At 51.4% G+C, this 14638-nt stretch carries 12 protein-coding genes; 10 read left to right on the top strand and 2 right to left on the bottom strand.

The genetic code is table 11. The annotated features are described in order from the left end of the window. Nucleotides 1-5 precede the first annotated feature (5 nt). The 8 genes from J6J34_RS05535 to J6J34_RS05500 all read left to right on the top strand — a co-directional run bounded on the left by J6J34_RS05535 (nt 6) and on the right by J6J34_RS05500 (nt 10818). Nucleotides 6-794 (top strand): enoyl-CoA hydratase/isomerase family protein, encoded by a 789-nt coding sequence (locus J6J34_RS05535; RefSeq protein ID WP_301835776.1) that lies wholly within the window; start codon nt 6-8, stop codon nt 792-794. Then, entirely contained in the window at nt 791-2758 is a 1968-nt protein-coding gene (locus tag J6J34_RS05530) for an acetyl/propionyl/methylcrotonyl-CoA carboxylase subunit alpha (protein WP_301898623.1), read from the top strand. The genes J6J34_RS05535 and J6J34_RS05530 overlap by 4 nt, the downstream gene beginning before the upstream one ends. A 2-nt stretch (nt 2759-2760) precedes the next feature. Then, complete coding sequence (locus J6J34_RS05525; protein WP_301720122.1) at nt 2761-3666, top strand: hydroxymethylglutaryl-CoA lyase; 906 nt, start codon at nt 2761-2763, stop codon at nt 3664-3666. A gap of 18 nt (nt 3667-3684) precedes the next feature. Then, nucleotides 3685-5634 carry an acetoacetate--CoA ligase gene (locus J6J34_RS05520; protein ID WP_301773853.1) on the top strand — a complete coding sequence of 650 codons (1950 nt, stop codon included), beginning with the start codon at nt 3685-3687 and terminating at the stop codon, nt 5632-5634. Continuing rightward, nucleotides 5631-7859: a putative bifunctional diguanylate cyclase/phosphodiesterase gene (locus tag J6J34_RS05515; protein WP_301898622.1), complete on the top strand. Its 2229-nt coding sequence runs from the start codon at nt 5631-5633 to the stop codon at nt 7857-7859. Before J6J34_RS05520 ends, J6J34_RS05515 begins: the two co-directional genes overlap by 4 nt. A 12-nt stretch (nt 7860-7871) precedes the next feature. Continuing rightward, complete coding sequence (locus J6J34_RS05510; RefSeq protein WP_301898621.1) at nt 7872-9515, top strand: electron transfer flavoprotein-ubiquinone oxidoreductase; 1644 nt, start codon at nt 7872-7874, stop codon at nt 9513-9515. Nucleotides 9516-9600: 85 nt separating this feature from the next. Then, nucleotides 9601-10005, top strand: coding sequence for an H-NS family histone-like protein (locus tag J6J34_RS05505; RefSeq protein WP_301720118.1), 405 nt, complete (start codon nt 9601-9603; stop codon nt 10003-10005). Between the two features lie 183 nt (nt 10006-10188). Next, nucleotides 10189-10818 carry a hypothetical protein gene (locus tag J6J34_RS05500; RefSeq protein ID WP_301720117.1) on the top strand — a complete coding sequence of 210 codons (630 nt, stop codon included), beginning with the start codon at nt 10189-10191 and terminating at the stop codon, nt 10816-10818. A gap of 83 nt (nt 10819-10901) precedes the next feature. On the opposite strand, the gene J6J34_RS05495 is transcribed toward J6J34_RS05500, so the two are convergent. Then, on the bottom strand, nt 10902-11546 hold the full coding sequence (locus J6J34_RS05495) for a hypothetical protein (RefSeq protein ID WP_301773850.1): 645 nt from the start codon (nt 11544-11546) through the stop codon (nt 10902-10904). 214 nt (nt 11547-11760) lie between these two features. Here J6J34_RS05495 and tsaA point away from each other — a divergent pair, with 214 nt between their 5' ends. Next, a complete protein-coding gene (gene tsaA, locus J6J34_RS05490; protein ID WP_301898620.1) occupies nt 11761-12468 on the top strand; it encodes a tRNA (N6-threonylcarbamoyladenosine(37)-N6)-methyltransferase TrmO in 708 nt (235 codons plus the stop codon). A gap of 64 nt (nt 12469-12532) precedes the next feature. Next, nucleotides 12533-14245, top strand: coding sequence for a proline--tRNA ligase (locus tag J6J34_RS05485; RefSeq protein WP_301898619.1), 1713 nt, complete (start codon nt 12533-12535; stop codon nt 14243-14245). A 141-nt stretch (nt 14246-14386) separates the two neighbouring features. On the opposite strand, the gene J6J34_RS05480 is transcribed toward J6J34_RS05485, so the two are convergent. Continuing rightward, nucleotides 14387-14608, bottom strand: coding sequence for a hypothetical protein (locus J6J34_RS05480; RefSeq protein WP_126762975.1), 222 nt, complete (start codon nt 14606-14608; stop codon nt 14387-14389). Nucleotides 14609-14638 lie beyond the last annotated feature (30 nt).

Raw genomic sequence — 14638 nt, 5'->3', positions numbered from 1 at the left:
TTGCCATGAGTTATCGCTATATTACGCTCAACGTCGCTGATCAGGTTGCGACCTTGACGCTAAATCGTCCCGAGGTACATAACGCCTTTGACGATGTCATGATCGGCGAGCTACTGGACGCCTTTGACACCATCGAGCAGCATCAGGATTGCCGCATGGTCGTGCTTGCCTCAACGGGCCGCAATTTTTCTGCCGGCGCCGACTTGGGCTGGATGCGCTCCATGGCGGACAAAAATTACGATGAAAATATTGCCGATGCTAAACAACTGGCACAGTTGATGGAACGCCTGGATCAACTGAGTAAACCAACGCTTGCTCTGGTGCAAGGCGCAGCCTTTGGCGGCGCTGTTGGCCTGGCCGCATGCTGTGACATTGTGCTGGCAGAAGAACGCAGCAGTTTTTGCCTGAGCGAAGTCAAAATTGGCTTGATTCCGGCGGTCATTAGTCCCTACGTGATGCGCGCCATCGGAACTCGTCAGGCCCGCCGCTACATGCTTACAGCAGAGCGTTTTGCGGCACCGGAAGCATTACAAATGGGCTTGGTCCACGAAATCGTCAGCGATTTTGACTCTGCCCTCGAACGCTATCGCGATACACTACTGAGCAACAGCCCGGCGGCGGTCACAGCAGCCAAGCAGCTCATCGCCGATCTCGACCAACAGCCTATCGATGCTCCCCATCAGCGCCTCACTATTGAGCGTATTGCTGAAATACGTGTTTCAAGTGAAGGCCAGGAAGGATTATCCGCGTTTTTAGAAAAGCGCAGCCCTAATTGGAAAAAGGATTCGCAATGATCAACAAGTTGCTAATTGCTAACCGCGGCGAAATTGCCTGTCGTATCATGCGTACGGCGCGTGAACTCGGTGTTGCTACTGTCGCTGTCTACTCGCAAGCCGACCGGCACGCGCAACACGTGCTGATGGCCGATGAAAGTGTCTTTATTGGCCCTGCACCAAGTGCCGAGAGCTATCTGGTCATTGATAAAATTATTGCCGCAGCAAAACAAACCGGGGCCGATGCCATTCACCCGGGCTATGGCTTTTTGTCTGAAAATGAAGGTTTTGCCGATGCCTGTGCGGATGCCGGTATCATCTTTGTCGGACCGCCCACCAGTGCGATTGCCGCGATGGGCTCAAAAAGTGCTGCCAAGTCGATCATGAGTGAAGCTGAAGTGCCTCTGGTGCCTGGCTATCATGGCAACGAACAGAGTCTGCAAAAGCTTGCTGAAGAAGCCGATAAAATCGGCTATCCAGTGCTGTTGAAAGCAGCGTACGGTGGTGGTGGTAAAGGCATGCGTGTGGTCGAAAAGGCCAGCGAGTTTAAAGCCGCATTTGACTCAGCCAAACGTGAAGCACAGGCTTCCTTTGGTAACGACAAAATGCTGGTTGAAAAATTCATCACTCAGCCGCGCCATGTGGAAATTCAGGTCTTCTGTGATCAACACGGCAATGCAGTCTATTTAGCTGAGCGTGACTGTTCGGTGCAACGTCGCCATCAGAAAGTCATTGAAGAAGCTCCCGCTCCGGCACTAAGTGAGCGCACCCGCGAAGCCATGGGCGAAGCCGCGATACGCGCCGCCCAGGCCATTGATTACGTTGGCGCCGGTACCGTCGAGTTCCTGCTCGATATCGATAACAGCTTCTACTTCATGGAAATGAACACACGCCTGCAAGTTGAGCACCCCGTCACGGAAATGGTGACCGGTCAGGACTTAGTCGCGTGGCAATTGTTAGTCGCAAGTGGTGATACCCTGCCACTGAGTCAGGATCAGCTGCAGCTGTCAGGGCATGCCTTTGAGGCGCGGATTTATGCCGAAGATCCCGCCAACGATTTTCTCCCCAGCACCGGAATACTGCACCATTTGCGTACGCCGGAAACTTCCGCAGTGGTGCGCATCGACAGTGGCGTTATCGAAGGCGACGAAGTGAGCGCCTATTACGATCCTATGATCGCCAAGCTGGTGGTCTGGGGTGAAAACCGTACCATTGCCCTGCGCCGCTTAATTCGTGCGCTTGATGATTATCGTATTGCCGGCGTTCGCACTAACATCGATTTCTTGCGCAGTATTGCCCGGCATCCGGATTTTCAACGCGCGGAATTGACCACGCGCTTTATCGAGCATCATCATGATGCCCTCTTTAGCAGCACCGCCGATCGCGCTATCGAAGACTACGCGGTGCTCGCCGCGCTTGCCGAAAACCTGTATGAACAGCAACAGGCATCAGCTTCGGTCTGGCAGCAGCTGCGCGGCTTCCGCGTCAATCAGAACGATCAGTTCGGGCTCGAGTTAAAACATGACGACACGGATCTGGCTGTACAGCTTCGTCAACGCGATGGCGATTGGTACAGCAATTTCGACGACAGTGCCTGGCAAGCAAAACTGGTTGGCGACCGTTTGCAAGTAACCCGCGACGGCCATCAGTTCTTCGTCTATGTTATGCCAACGGCACATGATATTACGGTATTCTCTGCCGAACGAAGTGTACGTTTCGCCCGCCACCTGGTGGCCGATACGCTCATCCAGGAAGCTGGTGAAGGCTCAATGACGGCACCGATGAACGGCACTATTGTTGAGGTGCTGGTGAAACCCGGCGACCGCGTAGAAGCCGATCAACCCTTGCTGATTATGGAAGCTATGAAAATGGAATACACCATTCGTGCGGCCTACGCAGGGGAAGTCGAACAGGTCTTTTTCGCCGCTGGTGATCTGGTGAGCGACGGCGCTGAACTGTTGAGCATTGCCGCAGCTGAGGAGTAACTATGAGTGACAGACAGATAAAACTGGTCGAAGTCGGTCCCCGCGACGGCTTACAGAATGAGCAGGCAATTCCTGTCAGTGCCAAAATTCAACTGGTCAATGATCTCACCGCTGCCGGCGTGAGTTACATCGAGACGGGCTCCTTTGTCAGCCCTAAGTGGGTGCCGCAGATGGCCGATAGCGGTGATGTTTTCGCCGCTATCGAGCGCAAAAAAGGCGTTACCTACGCAGCCTTAACACCGAATCTGAAAGGCTTTGAAGCCGCGCGCGCAGCGGCCGCGGATGAAGTTGCTATTTTCGGCGCTGCATCAGAAAGCTTCAGCCAGAAAAACATCAACTGCTCCATTGCTGAGAGCCTGGCTCGCTTTGAGCCGGTGCTGGAAGCGGCCAAAGCGGCCAACCTGAAGGTGCGTGGCTATGTCAGCTGCGTACTCGGTTGCCCGTATGAAGGCGACATTGCCCCTGAACAGGTCGCCTGGGTCGCGGAAAAGCTTTTCGCTATGGGCTGCTACGAAGTGTCGCTTGGCGACACCATTGGCGTCGGTACACCGCTTAAAGCACAGCGAATGCTGGCGACGGTGGCTGAGAAAGTACCGATGCAGCACCTCGCCTTACACTTTCATAATACCTACGGACAGGCCCTTGCCAATATCGCCAGTTGCTTACCGCTGGGCGTCCGTACTCTTGATAGCGCAGTCGCCGGACTAGGCGGTTGTCCCTACGCCAAAGGCGCCAGTGGCAATGTTGCCAGTGAAGATGTCGTCTACATGCTGGAAGGCATGGGCTATGAAACTGGCATCCACCTGCCGCACCTGATCAGCGCCGGACAACGCATCTGCGCGAGCTTAGGTCAGCAGCCGCGCTCACAGGTTGCCCTGGCTGAAATAGCAAAACAATCGAACCACTAATTCAAAGGGAGCCCGGAAATGAATAACAAAATGATGTGGCAACCCTCCGCCGACCGTGTTGCAGACGCACGCATGACGGATTTCCTGCAACATGTGAACAGCAAATTTGGCCTGGCCCTTAGCGACTACCATGAACTGCATAGCTGGTCGGTCGCACAAAGCGCCGACTTCTGGCGCTACCTTTGGGACTACCTGGAGGTTATCGGCGAACCGGGCAGCATGACCGTCAAAGATCCTGAGCAAATGCCAGGCGCCAGCTGGTTTCCGCAAGCACAGCTTAATTTTGCCGAGAACCTGTTGCGTTACAAAGATAGCCGCGATGCCTTGGTTTTCCGGGGCGAAGACGGCAGTCGCCAGGCCATCAGCTATAACGAATTGCACCGTCAGGTTGCAGCCGTTGCCCATCAACTGCGACAACAGGGGGTGGGCAAAGGCGATCGGGTCGCGGCGATGATGCCCAATTGCATCGAAACGATCGTTGCTATGCTGGCCACCACCAGCCTTGGCGCTATCTGGTCATCCTGCTCTCCGGACTTCGGTGTGCAAGGTGTGCTGGACCGCTTTGGTCAGATCGAGCCGAAGGTTTTCCTTTCCGTTGATGGTTATTTTTATAATGGCAAATGCCTTGATATCAGCAGCAAAACCGAAGCTATACGGGCCCAGCTGACCAGTGTCGAGGTGTTCGTGCTGGTGAAGTTTGCTGATGTTGAGCAGGCCAGCCAGCAAGATAACCTGTGGTGGCACGATTGGGTCGACCGCAGCGCGCCCACCGCGCCTCTGCAGTTCACCCCAACCGCGTTCAACGACCCGCTTTATATTATGTTCAGCTCAGGCACCACAGGTGTACCCAAATGCATCGTCCACGGTGCCGGCGGCACCCTGCTGCAGCATTTGAAAGAACACGCGTTACATACCAATTTAAGTTCTGACGACGTGTTCTTTTATTTTACAACCTGCGGTTGGATGATGTGGAACTGGCTGGTGTCAGGACTCGCGCAAGGCGCAACACTGGTATTATTTGACGGCTCGCCATTTGCACCTGCGCCTGAAATTCTGTGGGATATCGCTGAACAGGAAAAAATCAGCGTATTTGGTACCAGTGCAAAATACCTCTCGGCCCTTGAAAAAGCAGAGTGCAAGCCTGGCCAAAGTCACGATTTGAGTGCCCTGCGCACTATTTTGACCACAGGTTCGGTACTGGCACCTGAAAGCTTTGATTATGTTTATCGTGATATCAAAGCTGATCTCTGTTTGTCCTCCATATCCGGCGGCACCGACATCGTCTCATGTTTCGCACTGGGCTGTCCGACGCTACCAGTCTATCGTGGCGAATTACAGTGCCGGGGGCTCGGGCTGGACGTGCAGGTTTTCAATGATAAGGGGCAACCGGTACAGGGCGAAAAAGGCGAGCTGGTTTGCCGTAACAGCTTCCCATGCATGCCTATCGGCTTCTGGAACGATGACGACGGTCAACGCTACTTTAATGCCTACTTCGCACGCTTTGATAATATCTGGGCGCATGGAGACTACGCCGAACTCACTGAACACGATGGTGTCATTATTTACGGCCGTTCTGATGCGGTACTGAATCCAGGTGGCGTGCGCATCGGTACTGCAGAAATTTATCGGCAGGTAGAGAAAGTGGATGCAGTGCTTGAGAGCATCGCCGTCGGCCAGCAATGGCAGGACGATGAGCGGGTCGTGTTGTTCGTGCGACTGCGCGATGGCGTAACACTTGATGCCGAGCTGGAACAAGAGATCCGTCGCACCATCCGTGCCAATGCCACGCCGCGTCACGTGCCGGCGGTCATTGCGCAAGTGCAAGATATTCCGCGCACCATTAGTGGCAAAATAGTGGAACTTGCTGTGCGTCAGGTCATTCATGGCGAGGAAGTCAAAAATACCGACGCTCTGGCAAACCCTGAAGCCTTAACTGAGTTCGCTAACCGTAGTGAGCTTAACGCATGATTCGTGGACGATGGCTGCTGCTGCGCAAACTGCTGCTGATCGCCGTAACAGGCATCGTCCTCACGCTTTTGGCCGCGCAAGTGGTATTGCATTCAGAGAACAAGGCCATTGCTGCTCGCTTAAGCGAAGATACCCGGCAACTGGAAGAACAGTTCCGTCAGGTCTTGCTTACCTATGCGTTTGCCACTGAGTGGACCGCGCGTAGCCTCGCCCGGGAACCTGAGCAGCAGTTGCAGACATTAGCGGATGAAGCGAATGCGCTGTTTCTTTACTATCCATCGTTACAGCGCATTCTGGTGCTCAATCATCGCTTTGAGCCGGTCTTTTCCCGGGCTGCCAAAGGTCAGCCGGTGCTGGGCGCTACCGAGTTTAGTGACACGCCAATCGCCAGTAAACTTGCGCAGCAACCGCTGCGGCCACATGCGCAAAGCGCTCTGGCAGGTTCGCTAGCTGAGGCACCTGAAGATATCGTGTTAGCAGCCGGTTACAGCAATACTGATGAGGCCAACTTTTTAACCTTAGTGGTTGATATTCACCGGCTATTCGATGATCTGGTCCGCAGTGAAATTACCGAGGGCTACCAAGTTGAAATCAGCATGGATAGCCAAGCCATCTATCGTTTTGCCGGGACCGATGAATTACGCGCGGAATGGGCCGTTGAACGCCCGCTCAAATTTGCCTCGAACGAATGGCAACTGCACCTTTGGCCCACGCGCGAGCGCCTTGACGCCATGTATTCAGCCAGTGTGTTGCTGGTGCTGTTTGGTGGCGTTCTGCTCAGCCTTGGCGGACTTTTTCTGGGCTGGCGTTCCCATCTGCTGCAGCAGCGACTGCATGCCCGTCAGCAACTGGTGAAACATGCCACGCAGCAATTAAGACATATGCATGACACCGAGGACCGCCTGCTGTTTTTATCGGATCATGATGCCTTAACCGAATTACCCAATCGTAACGGCCTGCTGCGTTATCTGGAACAGCAGCTGGCTGAGGCGCAACAACAGTCATCGCCACTTGCCATCATGGTGATCAGTATTGATTCATTTCGCGAATTAAATCACGCTCTTGGACACCTCATCGGCGACGAAATCATCAAGCGAATCGCGTTACGTATTCAAAAAGCACTCCCGGTTGGGGCTTTTATTGCCCGTACCAGCACGGAAAGCTTTGTGGTCGTTACCAGCAGCGCCGATGACAGCACCAATCTGGCGCTCGCTGAGTCGATCCGGCACTCTGTTACGCCACAGCTTTTTATCGAACAACATGAGATTTACTGTTCGGCCTCGATCGGTATCGCCTATGCCAGTGACGCCGACTATGAGACCGACAGCATCCTCTACAATGCCGACAGCGCACTCTACAGCGCACGTCAGCAAGGTTATTTTGGTATCGAGTTCTATCACAGTGAACAGCAGCTCGAACTGAAACAACGGCGGCAGCGGCTGCAAGCGCTACGCCTTGCCTTAGAGTCTGAGCAACTTGAACTGTATTACCAGCCGGTGGTGCAACTGCGACAGTCCAGCATTGTTGGCGTTGAAGTCTTATTGCGCTGGCGTACCCCCAACGGTGAGCTGATCGAACCCCGTGCCTTTCTTGAGCTTATGGAACAAACAGGGCTGATTTTTTCAATTACTGACTTTATTTTCAAAACCGCTTGTCAGCAATTGGCACTCTGGCAAAAAGAGCAGCAGCGCAGTTTAACGATAAGTATTAATCTATCCTTACGGCAACTGACCATGCCAGAGTTACCTGAACTGGTGACCCACTACCGTAAACGTGCACAGCTAAGCGCTGAAAGCATCCAGCTGGAATTCGATGAGTCGGTTTATCTGCAACTCTGCCGCAGCCACAAAGTGACCGTGGAACAGCTAAAGCAACTCGGAATGCGCGTATGTGTTAACGTTACCGGTGTCAGTAATTCATTACTTGAAGCCATTCGTTACTGCCCTCCCCACGTGTTAAAAATTGCGCCGGAGCTCATTGCAGAGATGCCTAACCAGGCAGTACCGACTGAATTGGTTGAAAGTATTATCCGACTTGCTCACAATCTTCGTTTGCAAGTCATCGCGGTGGCCGTCGAAGAACAGCAGCAGGTAGATTTCCTCTTGCAACGAAATTGCGTGCTCGCCCAAGGTCATTATTTAGCCCCGGCATTGCCGGTAGACAAGTTAACGGCTCTGTTGCAACAGCCCTTTACCGTGCAGCAGCAACGCCCATCAGTGTTATAACAGGAGTCCATTATGCAACGCGAAAGTATGGAATTTGATGTCGTGATTGTCGGCGCGGGTCCAGCAGGCCTGGCCACCGCATGCCGACTGGCACAGTTGGCCCAGGAACAAGACCAGGAACTTATGATCTGTGTCGTTGAGAAAGGTTCAGAGGTCGGTGCCCATATCCTTTCCGGTGCCGTGTTCGAGACTCGCGCTCTGGATGAATTATTCCCTGACTGGAAAACCCTCGGCGCGCCACTAAACACAACCGTAAAAGACGATCAGATCTTTTACTTTAAGAATGCTGAGTCGGCGACCCGCCTGCCCAACTTCATGGTTCCCAAAACCTTTCACAATAAAGGCAACTATATTACCAGTATCGGTAACTTAAGCCGTTGGCTGGCCGAGCAGGCCGAGGGCATGGGTGTTGAGATTTTCCCTGGCTTCCCGGCGGCCGATGTCATCATTGAAGATGGTAAAGTGGCCGGTGTTATCACCGGGGACATGGGCATCGACGCGCAAGGTGAGAAAAAAGATGGCTATGAGCCAGGTATGGAGCTGCGCGCTAAGTACACCGTCTTTGCCGAAGGCTGTCGCGGGCATTTGGGCAAACGCTTACAAGCCGAGTTTAACCTTGCCGAAGACGCCTCGCCGCAGCATTACGCGATCGGTTTCAAAGAGATCTGGGATGTTCCTGCAGAGCAGCACGATGAAGGCATGGTGGTACACAGTACTGGCTGGCCGCTCAGCAAAGATGCCACCGGCGGTGGCTACCTGTATCACGCCGAAGACGGCCAGGTGTACGTGGGGCTGATTGTGGACTTGAATTACGCCAACCCTTACCTGAATCCGTTTCAGGAGTTCCAGCGCTTTAAAACCCATCCGGAAATCGCCAAAGTACTTAGCAAAGGTAAACGCGTGACCTATGGGGCACGGGCAATCACCAAAGGTGGCTTCTATTCACTACCGAAAATGACCATGCCTGGCGGCGTCTTAGTCGGCTGTAATGCCGGCACGCTGAATTTTGCCAAAATCAAAGGCAACCACACCGCAATGAAATCCGGTATGTTAGCCGCTGAGTCCCTGTTTGAAGCACTGTCTGCCGGGGAATCGCAGACCGAACTGACGCAGTTCACCGAACATTTCAAAGCATCCTGGCTCTATGAGGAACTGTACCGGTCGCGGAACTTTGGCCCTGCGGTACATAAATTCGGGACCTGGTTGGGCGGCGCTTATAACACCCTTGACCAGAACTGGTTCGGCGGTAAATTACCGTTCACCATCAAAGACGAAACCGCAGATTATAAATGCACCGGAAAGGCTGTCAGTTACGAGCCTATTGATTATCCCAAGCCTGATAACAAATTAACGTTTGACCGGTTATCGTCGGTGTATTTATCTAATACCAACCATGCCGAAGATCAGCCCTGTCATTTAAAATTAAAAGACGCTGATATTCCTCTTGAAGTGAATCTTCCCGAATACGCTGAACCCGCTCAACGCTACTGTCCGGCAGGCGTTTATGAAGTGGTTGAGGAAGAAGGTAAGGCCGTATTTAAAATAAATGCTCAGAACTGTATTCACTGTAAAACTTGCGATATTAAAGATCCGAGCCAAAATATAACTTGGGTAACGCCAGAAGGGACAGGAGGTCCTAATTACCCAAATATGTAAGCTATTGCAGACGGCAAATTAAGATTGCCGTCTGCTATTATTTTCGATTTAATAAACCTTCTTCAATAAATAACTGGAAAACATCATGAGTGACTTTTTAGATATTCTGACACACGGACGTCGTCTGAAAGCTGCTGTAAAGGAATTATCTATCGCTGAATTAGAATCTGTAGAAAAGAAATTAGCTAAAGTCATCGAGGATCGCCGTGAAGAGGAAGCGGAGCTTAAGCAACAAGAAGCTGAAAAGCAACGTAAAATACAAGAATTACGCAAAGCCATGGACGATGCTGGTATAGGTCTCAATGATCTGGTTGATGGCCCTTTACCAAGCGCAAAGAAAAAACAAAAACGTGCGCCCAAGCCACCGAAATATGCCATTATCGGTGCCAACGGCGAACGGGTCACCTGGACCGGCCAGGGCCGTATGCCAAATGCGCTGAAAGATGCTTTAGCCCAAGGTGATAATTTAGATAAGTACTTAATTAAATAACCCCAATAGCCAATATTGGTATTAAAAAAGCCTCTGCGTTTGCTGGGGCTTTTTTCTTATGCGTTCGCTTGTATCCCCGCCACCTGAAAACTTCAAAATTTGAAAAAAAACCTGATATTTTCTATCTTTTCCAAACTGGTTCATATTTATTTAACTCTGCGTGGATAACAAGGAGGACTATCTATGAATACCTTTAAGTGGGCAACAATTGCCTCAAGTTTATTACTTACAGCACCTGCATTGAGCCAAAGCCCTTATCTGCAACCTGACGATACCTGGATTCAAATTAGCGGTACCGTGCAGTCTGTTTCAGCGGATAGCTTTGTACTCGATTATGGTGATGGCACTGTCACTGTAGAAATGGATGATGGTGACCGCGATGCCGATGCCTACAAACTGTTACCCGATGATAACGTCACTGTCTCAGGTCTCATTGATGACGACTTCTTCGAAACCACAACCATCGAAGCAAGTAGCGTTTATGTCGAATCCATCGGCACTTACTTTTATGCAAGTAGCATCGATGAAGAAGAGCGAGTCTATACCTTCACGGTACCATTAGTTATTTCTGAAACAACGCTGCGCGGCACAGTCGCAGAGGTTGATGCCATGGCCGGCGAATTCCAGCTCAACACTGGCCAGCGCATGGTGACCGTAGAAGTCGACGAGATGGCCTACAATCCTATTGATGACGAAGGTTATCAGCAGGTCGGACTGAACGATGTGGTCAGCGTCACCGGTCACATCGACACTGATCTCTTTGAAGGTAGAGTCTTTGAAGCCGATTACGTAACGACGTTAATTGACAATTAATAGTGGCTCTCTGGTAACTGCTATAAATAGCAAAAAGGCGCCTGCAGGCGCCTTTTTTATTGCAGCGGGGTACGGTACTGCCGTTATTGAATTTCAACCCGTATTTCACCGATACCCACATCAATATTCACACGGGCATCCCCTTGCCCGCGAGCTTTTCCTGACGCGCTGATAAAGTGGCGCTCGTTCGAAGTGCTGTCGCCGCCGGTGATCTTAACTTCACCGATACCTACGTCTGTTTTAACATCCGCGATCGCGCCAACCAAAACCAGATCAACTTCGCCCACACCCAAATCAAGGTTCATATCTGCAGCATCGAGTGTGCCACTTATTTCCCCGACGCCAAGATCCAGTTCGACCGAGGCGATCTGTGGTAAGCGGATGACCCAGTCGATTTTGATATTTTCCTGTTCAGGCACCCGTAAATCGAGCCTCGTGCCTTTTTGTTCGGCGACCAACTCCGCCCGCTCCAGATCCGCTTCACCAAAAAACTTACCGTCGGTTTCTTCAATAGTGAGTTCCACTTCTAAATCTGAACCGCTACTACGTTCAAACTTTACGGTACCCACACCGAACTCAATACTGAGTTCCGTCGCGTCAGAAACACTGTAAGAAGCTTCAATTTTCTTTTCATGTGCATTCGCTACACTCGCCAGTGGTAAACTTAATGCCGTTACTGAGGCAATTAAAAATAAAGCTGAAAACCAAACCGTTTGTTGACGTGTCATGTTAAATCTCCCACATTTCTTAGTTAATTATTAATCGGTCGTTCAAGTCGTCTATTGAAACTATGAAGATGTATATGCAGATAACGTGCCAAAACTAGGTTTTTGTTATTTATTAGCAACTTACAAACAACAGCGGCCACCGCAAGCAATTCTAAGTTCGCCAATTCCGCAATTTTATGTTGAAATTCGCCAATCAGACCAAGCAAGCAGAGCCATGACCTACTCACTCGAACCCATCGGCGAGATTCGCTCGCCCTACACGGAAAAGTTTGCGGTGCCCCGTCAGCCAGGCCTGGTTACTGCGGCCACCGCGACCATCGTGCTTAACGGTGACTACGCAGTGCCGGAAACCACCCGCGGGCTCGATGGTTTTAGTCATATCTGGGTGTTATTCCTGTTCCACCAGAACCTCGCCCAGGGCTGGCAGCCGCTGGTGCGCCCGCCGCGGCTTGGTGGCAATCAGAAGGTCGGCGTGTTTGCCACGCGCTCGACCTTCCGACCCAATGGCATCGGCATGTCGGTGGTCAAGCTGCTCGGCATTGAACAACAGCATCAGCAGACACTCTTGCATGTTGAAGGCGGTGATTGGGTGCAGGGAACACCGGTTATCGACATCAAACCTTACGTGCCCTACGCCGATGCGCTGCCTGAAGCACAAGCAGGCTTCGCGCAACATGCACCTGCTGCGGCGATGAATGTGCGGTTTTCCAGCGCTGCTAAGCGCAGTATCGAACAGCTTGCTGACAGCTATCCGCAGCTAGAGCAGCTGATTACCCAGGTGCTGCAACAAGATCCACGACCTGCTTACCACCAGCAAAAGGTGACGGATAAGGTCTACGGTGTCCGCTTGTATGATCTCAATGTGCAATGGCAGGTCGAAAATAACGAAAATCATGTGATAAACATCAGTAAAGCCTTTTGACTAGGTGCTGCTGCTGATAGAATTTCACTCTATCTATTCATTCGCACAAGGACTATCGGGAATCATGCGTACCAGTCACTATTTATTAGGTACTTTGAAAGAAACGCCCGCTGATGCAGAAGTCATCAGCCATCAACTCATGCTGCGCGCGGGTATGATCCGGAAAGTTGCGGCGGGATTGTATACCTGGACGCCAACCGGTTTGCGGGTGTTACGCAAAGTCGAAGCTGTGGTTCGGGAAGAAATGGAAAATGCGGGTGCCTTAGAAGTCCTGATGCCAATGGTGCAGCCGGCAGATTTGTGGGAAGAGTCAGGCCGCTGGGAAGACTATGGTCCAGAGCTATTGCGTTTGCATGACCGTAACCAACGTGATTTCGTGCTTGGTCCGACCCATGAAGAAGTTATCTCAGAATTAGTCCGTAAAGAAATTAACAGCTACAAGCAGTTGCCGCTGAACTTGTTCCAGATTCAGACCAAGTTCCGCGATGAGATCCGCCCGCGTTTTGGCGTGATGCGTGCGCGCGAATTTATTATGAAAGATGCCTACTCTTTCCACCTGGATCAGGCCAGCTTGCAAGAAACCTATGACGCTATGCATAAAGCCTACTGTCGGATTTTTGAGCGCCTCGGATTAGACTTCCGTCCGGTGATTGCCGATACCGGCTCTATTGGTGGTAGCTCCTCCCACGAATTCCACGTTCTGGCTGAGTCTGGCGAAGATGACATTGCTTTCTCTGACAGCTCTGATTACGCCGCAAACGTTGAGTTAGCCGAAGCTGTTGCACCGGCGCAAGAACGCCCTGCTGGACAAGCTGAGATGGAAAAAATCGCCACACCTAACGCTAAAACCATCGATGCTTTAACCGAGCAATTCAAACTGCCGGTTACCCAAACTGTAAAAACCCTGATTGTGCATGGCGCTGAAGAAGGCCAGCTGGTGGCTCTGATGATCCGCGGTGACCACAATCTGAACGAAATTAAAGCGGCGAAATTGCCACAAGTTGCAAGTCCGTTAGTTTTCGCAAGCGAAGAAGAAATTCGCGCAGCAATAGGCGCAGGGCCAGGCACTTTAGGTCCTGTGGATCTGCCACTGGAGCTGGTTATTGATCGCAGCGTTGCCGTCATGGCAGATTTTGCCGCAGGCGCCAACGAAGATGGCTATCATTTCTTCGGTATCAACTGGGAGCGTGACGTCGCATTGCCAGCAGTCGCTGATTTACGCAACGTGGTAGAAGGCGATCCAAGCCCGTGTGGTCAGGGTACCCTGCAAATTAAGCGGGGAATTGAAGTCGGCCATATTTTCCAATTGGGCACCAAGTATTCAGAAGCGATGAAAGTGGGTGTGCTGACCGACACCGGTAAACACGAGATGTTAACCATGGGCTGCTATGGTATTGGCGTTTCGCGTATTGTCGCCTCTGCTATCGAGCAGAACCACGACAAATTTGGCATCACCTGGCCTGACGCCTTAGCGCCTTTCCAGGTCGCTATCGTGCCAATGAATATGCACAAATCCGTGCGCGTACAAGAGACAGCAGAGCAACTCTATGCTGAGCTGAAAACCGCCGGAATCGACGTGTTATTTGATGATCGCAAAGAGCGTCCGGGCGTCATGTTTGCCGACATGGAATTGATCGGAATACCGCATCAAATCGTGATTGGCGAGCGCAATCTTGACGAACAAGCTGTCGAATACAAAAACCGCCGTAGCGGTGAGAAAACGAAAGTCGCTATTGCCGAAGCTTTGCAGACCCTCCAAAAGGCTTTGCACGACTAATCGCTGTCATATCAACATAAAACATCCGAGCAAAATTGAAGCGCCCCAGCGTTGGACATTCCAGCGACTGGGGCCTGTCAAATCTATGAAAATGTCATCGATGTCATGGTTCTATTTTTGCGGGAGAGGTCACCAGTATGATTATTCTACTTTTCCAAACATTAAAAATTCTGCTTCTTTAATCGCCAGATCTTCGGTTTCAAATTGCCCTGAGGGGTCTGGAAAAACTCTGACTGTGTATTCACACCCCTCTTCTTCATCATATTTTGTCTCATAAACCTCAAGGGAGAAAGAGTTCCCTTGCTGGACAATATCGATGTGTTGATTATCAGAATTCGATTGTATTCGTTTAATTACTTCCATCAGACTTACCTCGAATTTAACAGCTACCTC

Origin of the sequence: Pseudidiomarina terrestris, assembly GCF_030466405.1 — a bacterium.
GTDB lineage: Bacteria > Pseudomonadota > Gammaproteobacteria > Enterobacterales > Alteromonadaceae > Pseudidiomarina > Pseudidiomarina terrestris.
Note: the sequence above shows the minus strand (reverse complement) of the source record. Positions and strands in the feature narration are given on the sequence as shown.

Excerpts from the sequence above, each read along its gene's own strand:
- J6J34_RS05535 (WP_301835776.1), top strand. The coding sequence starts at position 6 with ATGAGTTATCGCTATATTACGCTCAACGTCGCTGATCAGGTTGCGACC.
- J6J34_RS05530 (WP_301898623.1), top strand. The coding sequence starts at position 791 with ATGATCAACAAGTTGCTAATTGCTAACCGCGGCGAAATTGCCTGTCGT.
- J6J34_RS05510 (WP_301898621.1), top strand. The coding sequence starts at position 7,872 with ATGCAACGCGAAAGTATGGAATTTGATGTCGTGATTGTCGGCGCGGGT.
- J6J34_RS05520 (WP_301773853.1), top strand. The coding sequence starts at position 3,685 with ATGAATAACAAAATGATGTGGCAACCCTCCGCCGACCGTGTTGCAGAC.
- J6J34_RS05500 (WP_301720117.1), top strand. The coding sequence starts at position 10,189 with ATGAATACCTTTAAGTGGGCAACAATTGCCTCAAGTTTATTACTTACA.
- tsaA (WP_301898620.1), top strand. The coding sequence starts at position 11,761 with ATGACCTACTCACTCGAACCCATCGGCGAGATTCGCTCGCCCTACACG.
- J6J34_RS05485 (WP_301898619.1), top strand. The coding sequence starts at position 12,533 with ATGCGTACCAGTCACTATTTATTAGGTACTTTGAAAGAAACGCCCGCT.
- J6J34_RS05505 (WP_301720118.1), top strand. The coding sequence starts at position 9,601 with ATGAGTGACTTTTTAGATATTCTGACACACGGACGTCGTCTGAAAGCT.
- J6J34_RS05495 (WP_301773850.1), bottom strand. The coding sequence starts at position 11,546 with ATGACACGTCAACAAACGGTTTGGTTTTCAGCTTTATTTTTAATTGCC.
- J6J34_RS05515 (WP_301898622.1), top strand. The coding sequence starts at position 5,631 with ATGATTCGTGGACGATGGCTGCTGCTGCGCAAACTGCTGCTGATCGCC.
- J6J34_RS05525 (WP_301720122.1), top strand. The coding sequence starts at position 2,761 with ATGAGTGACAGACAGATAAAACTGGTCGAAGTCGGTCCCCGCGACGGC.
- J6J34_RS05480 (WP_126762975.1), bottom strand. The coding sequence starts at position 14,608 with ATGGAAGTAATTAAACGAATACAATCGAATTCTGATAATCAACACATC.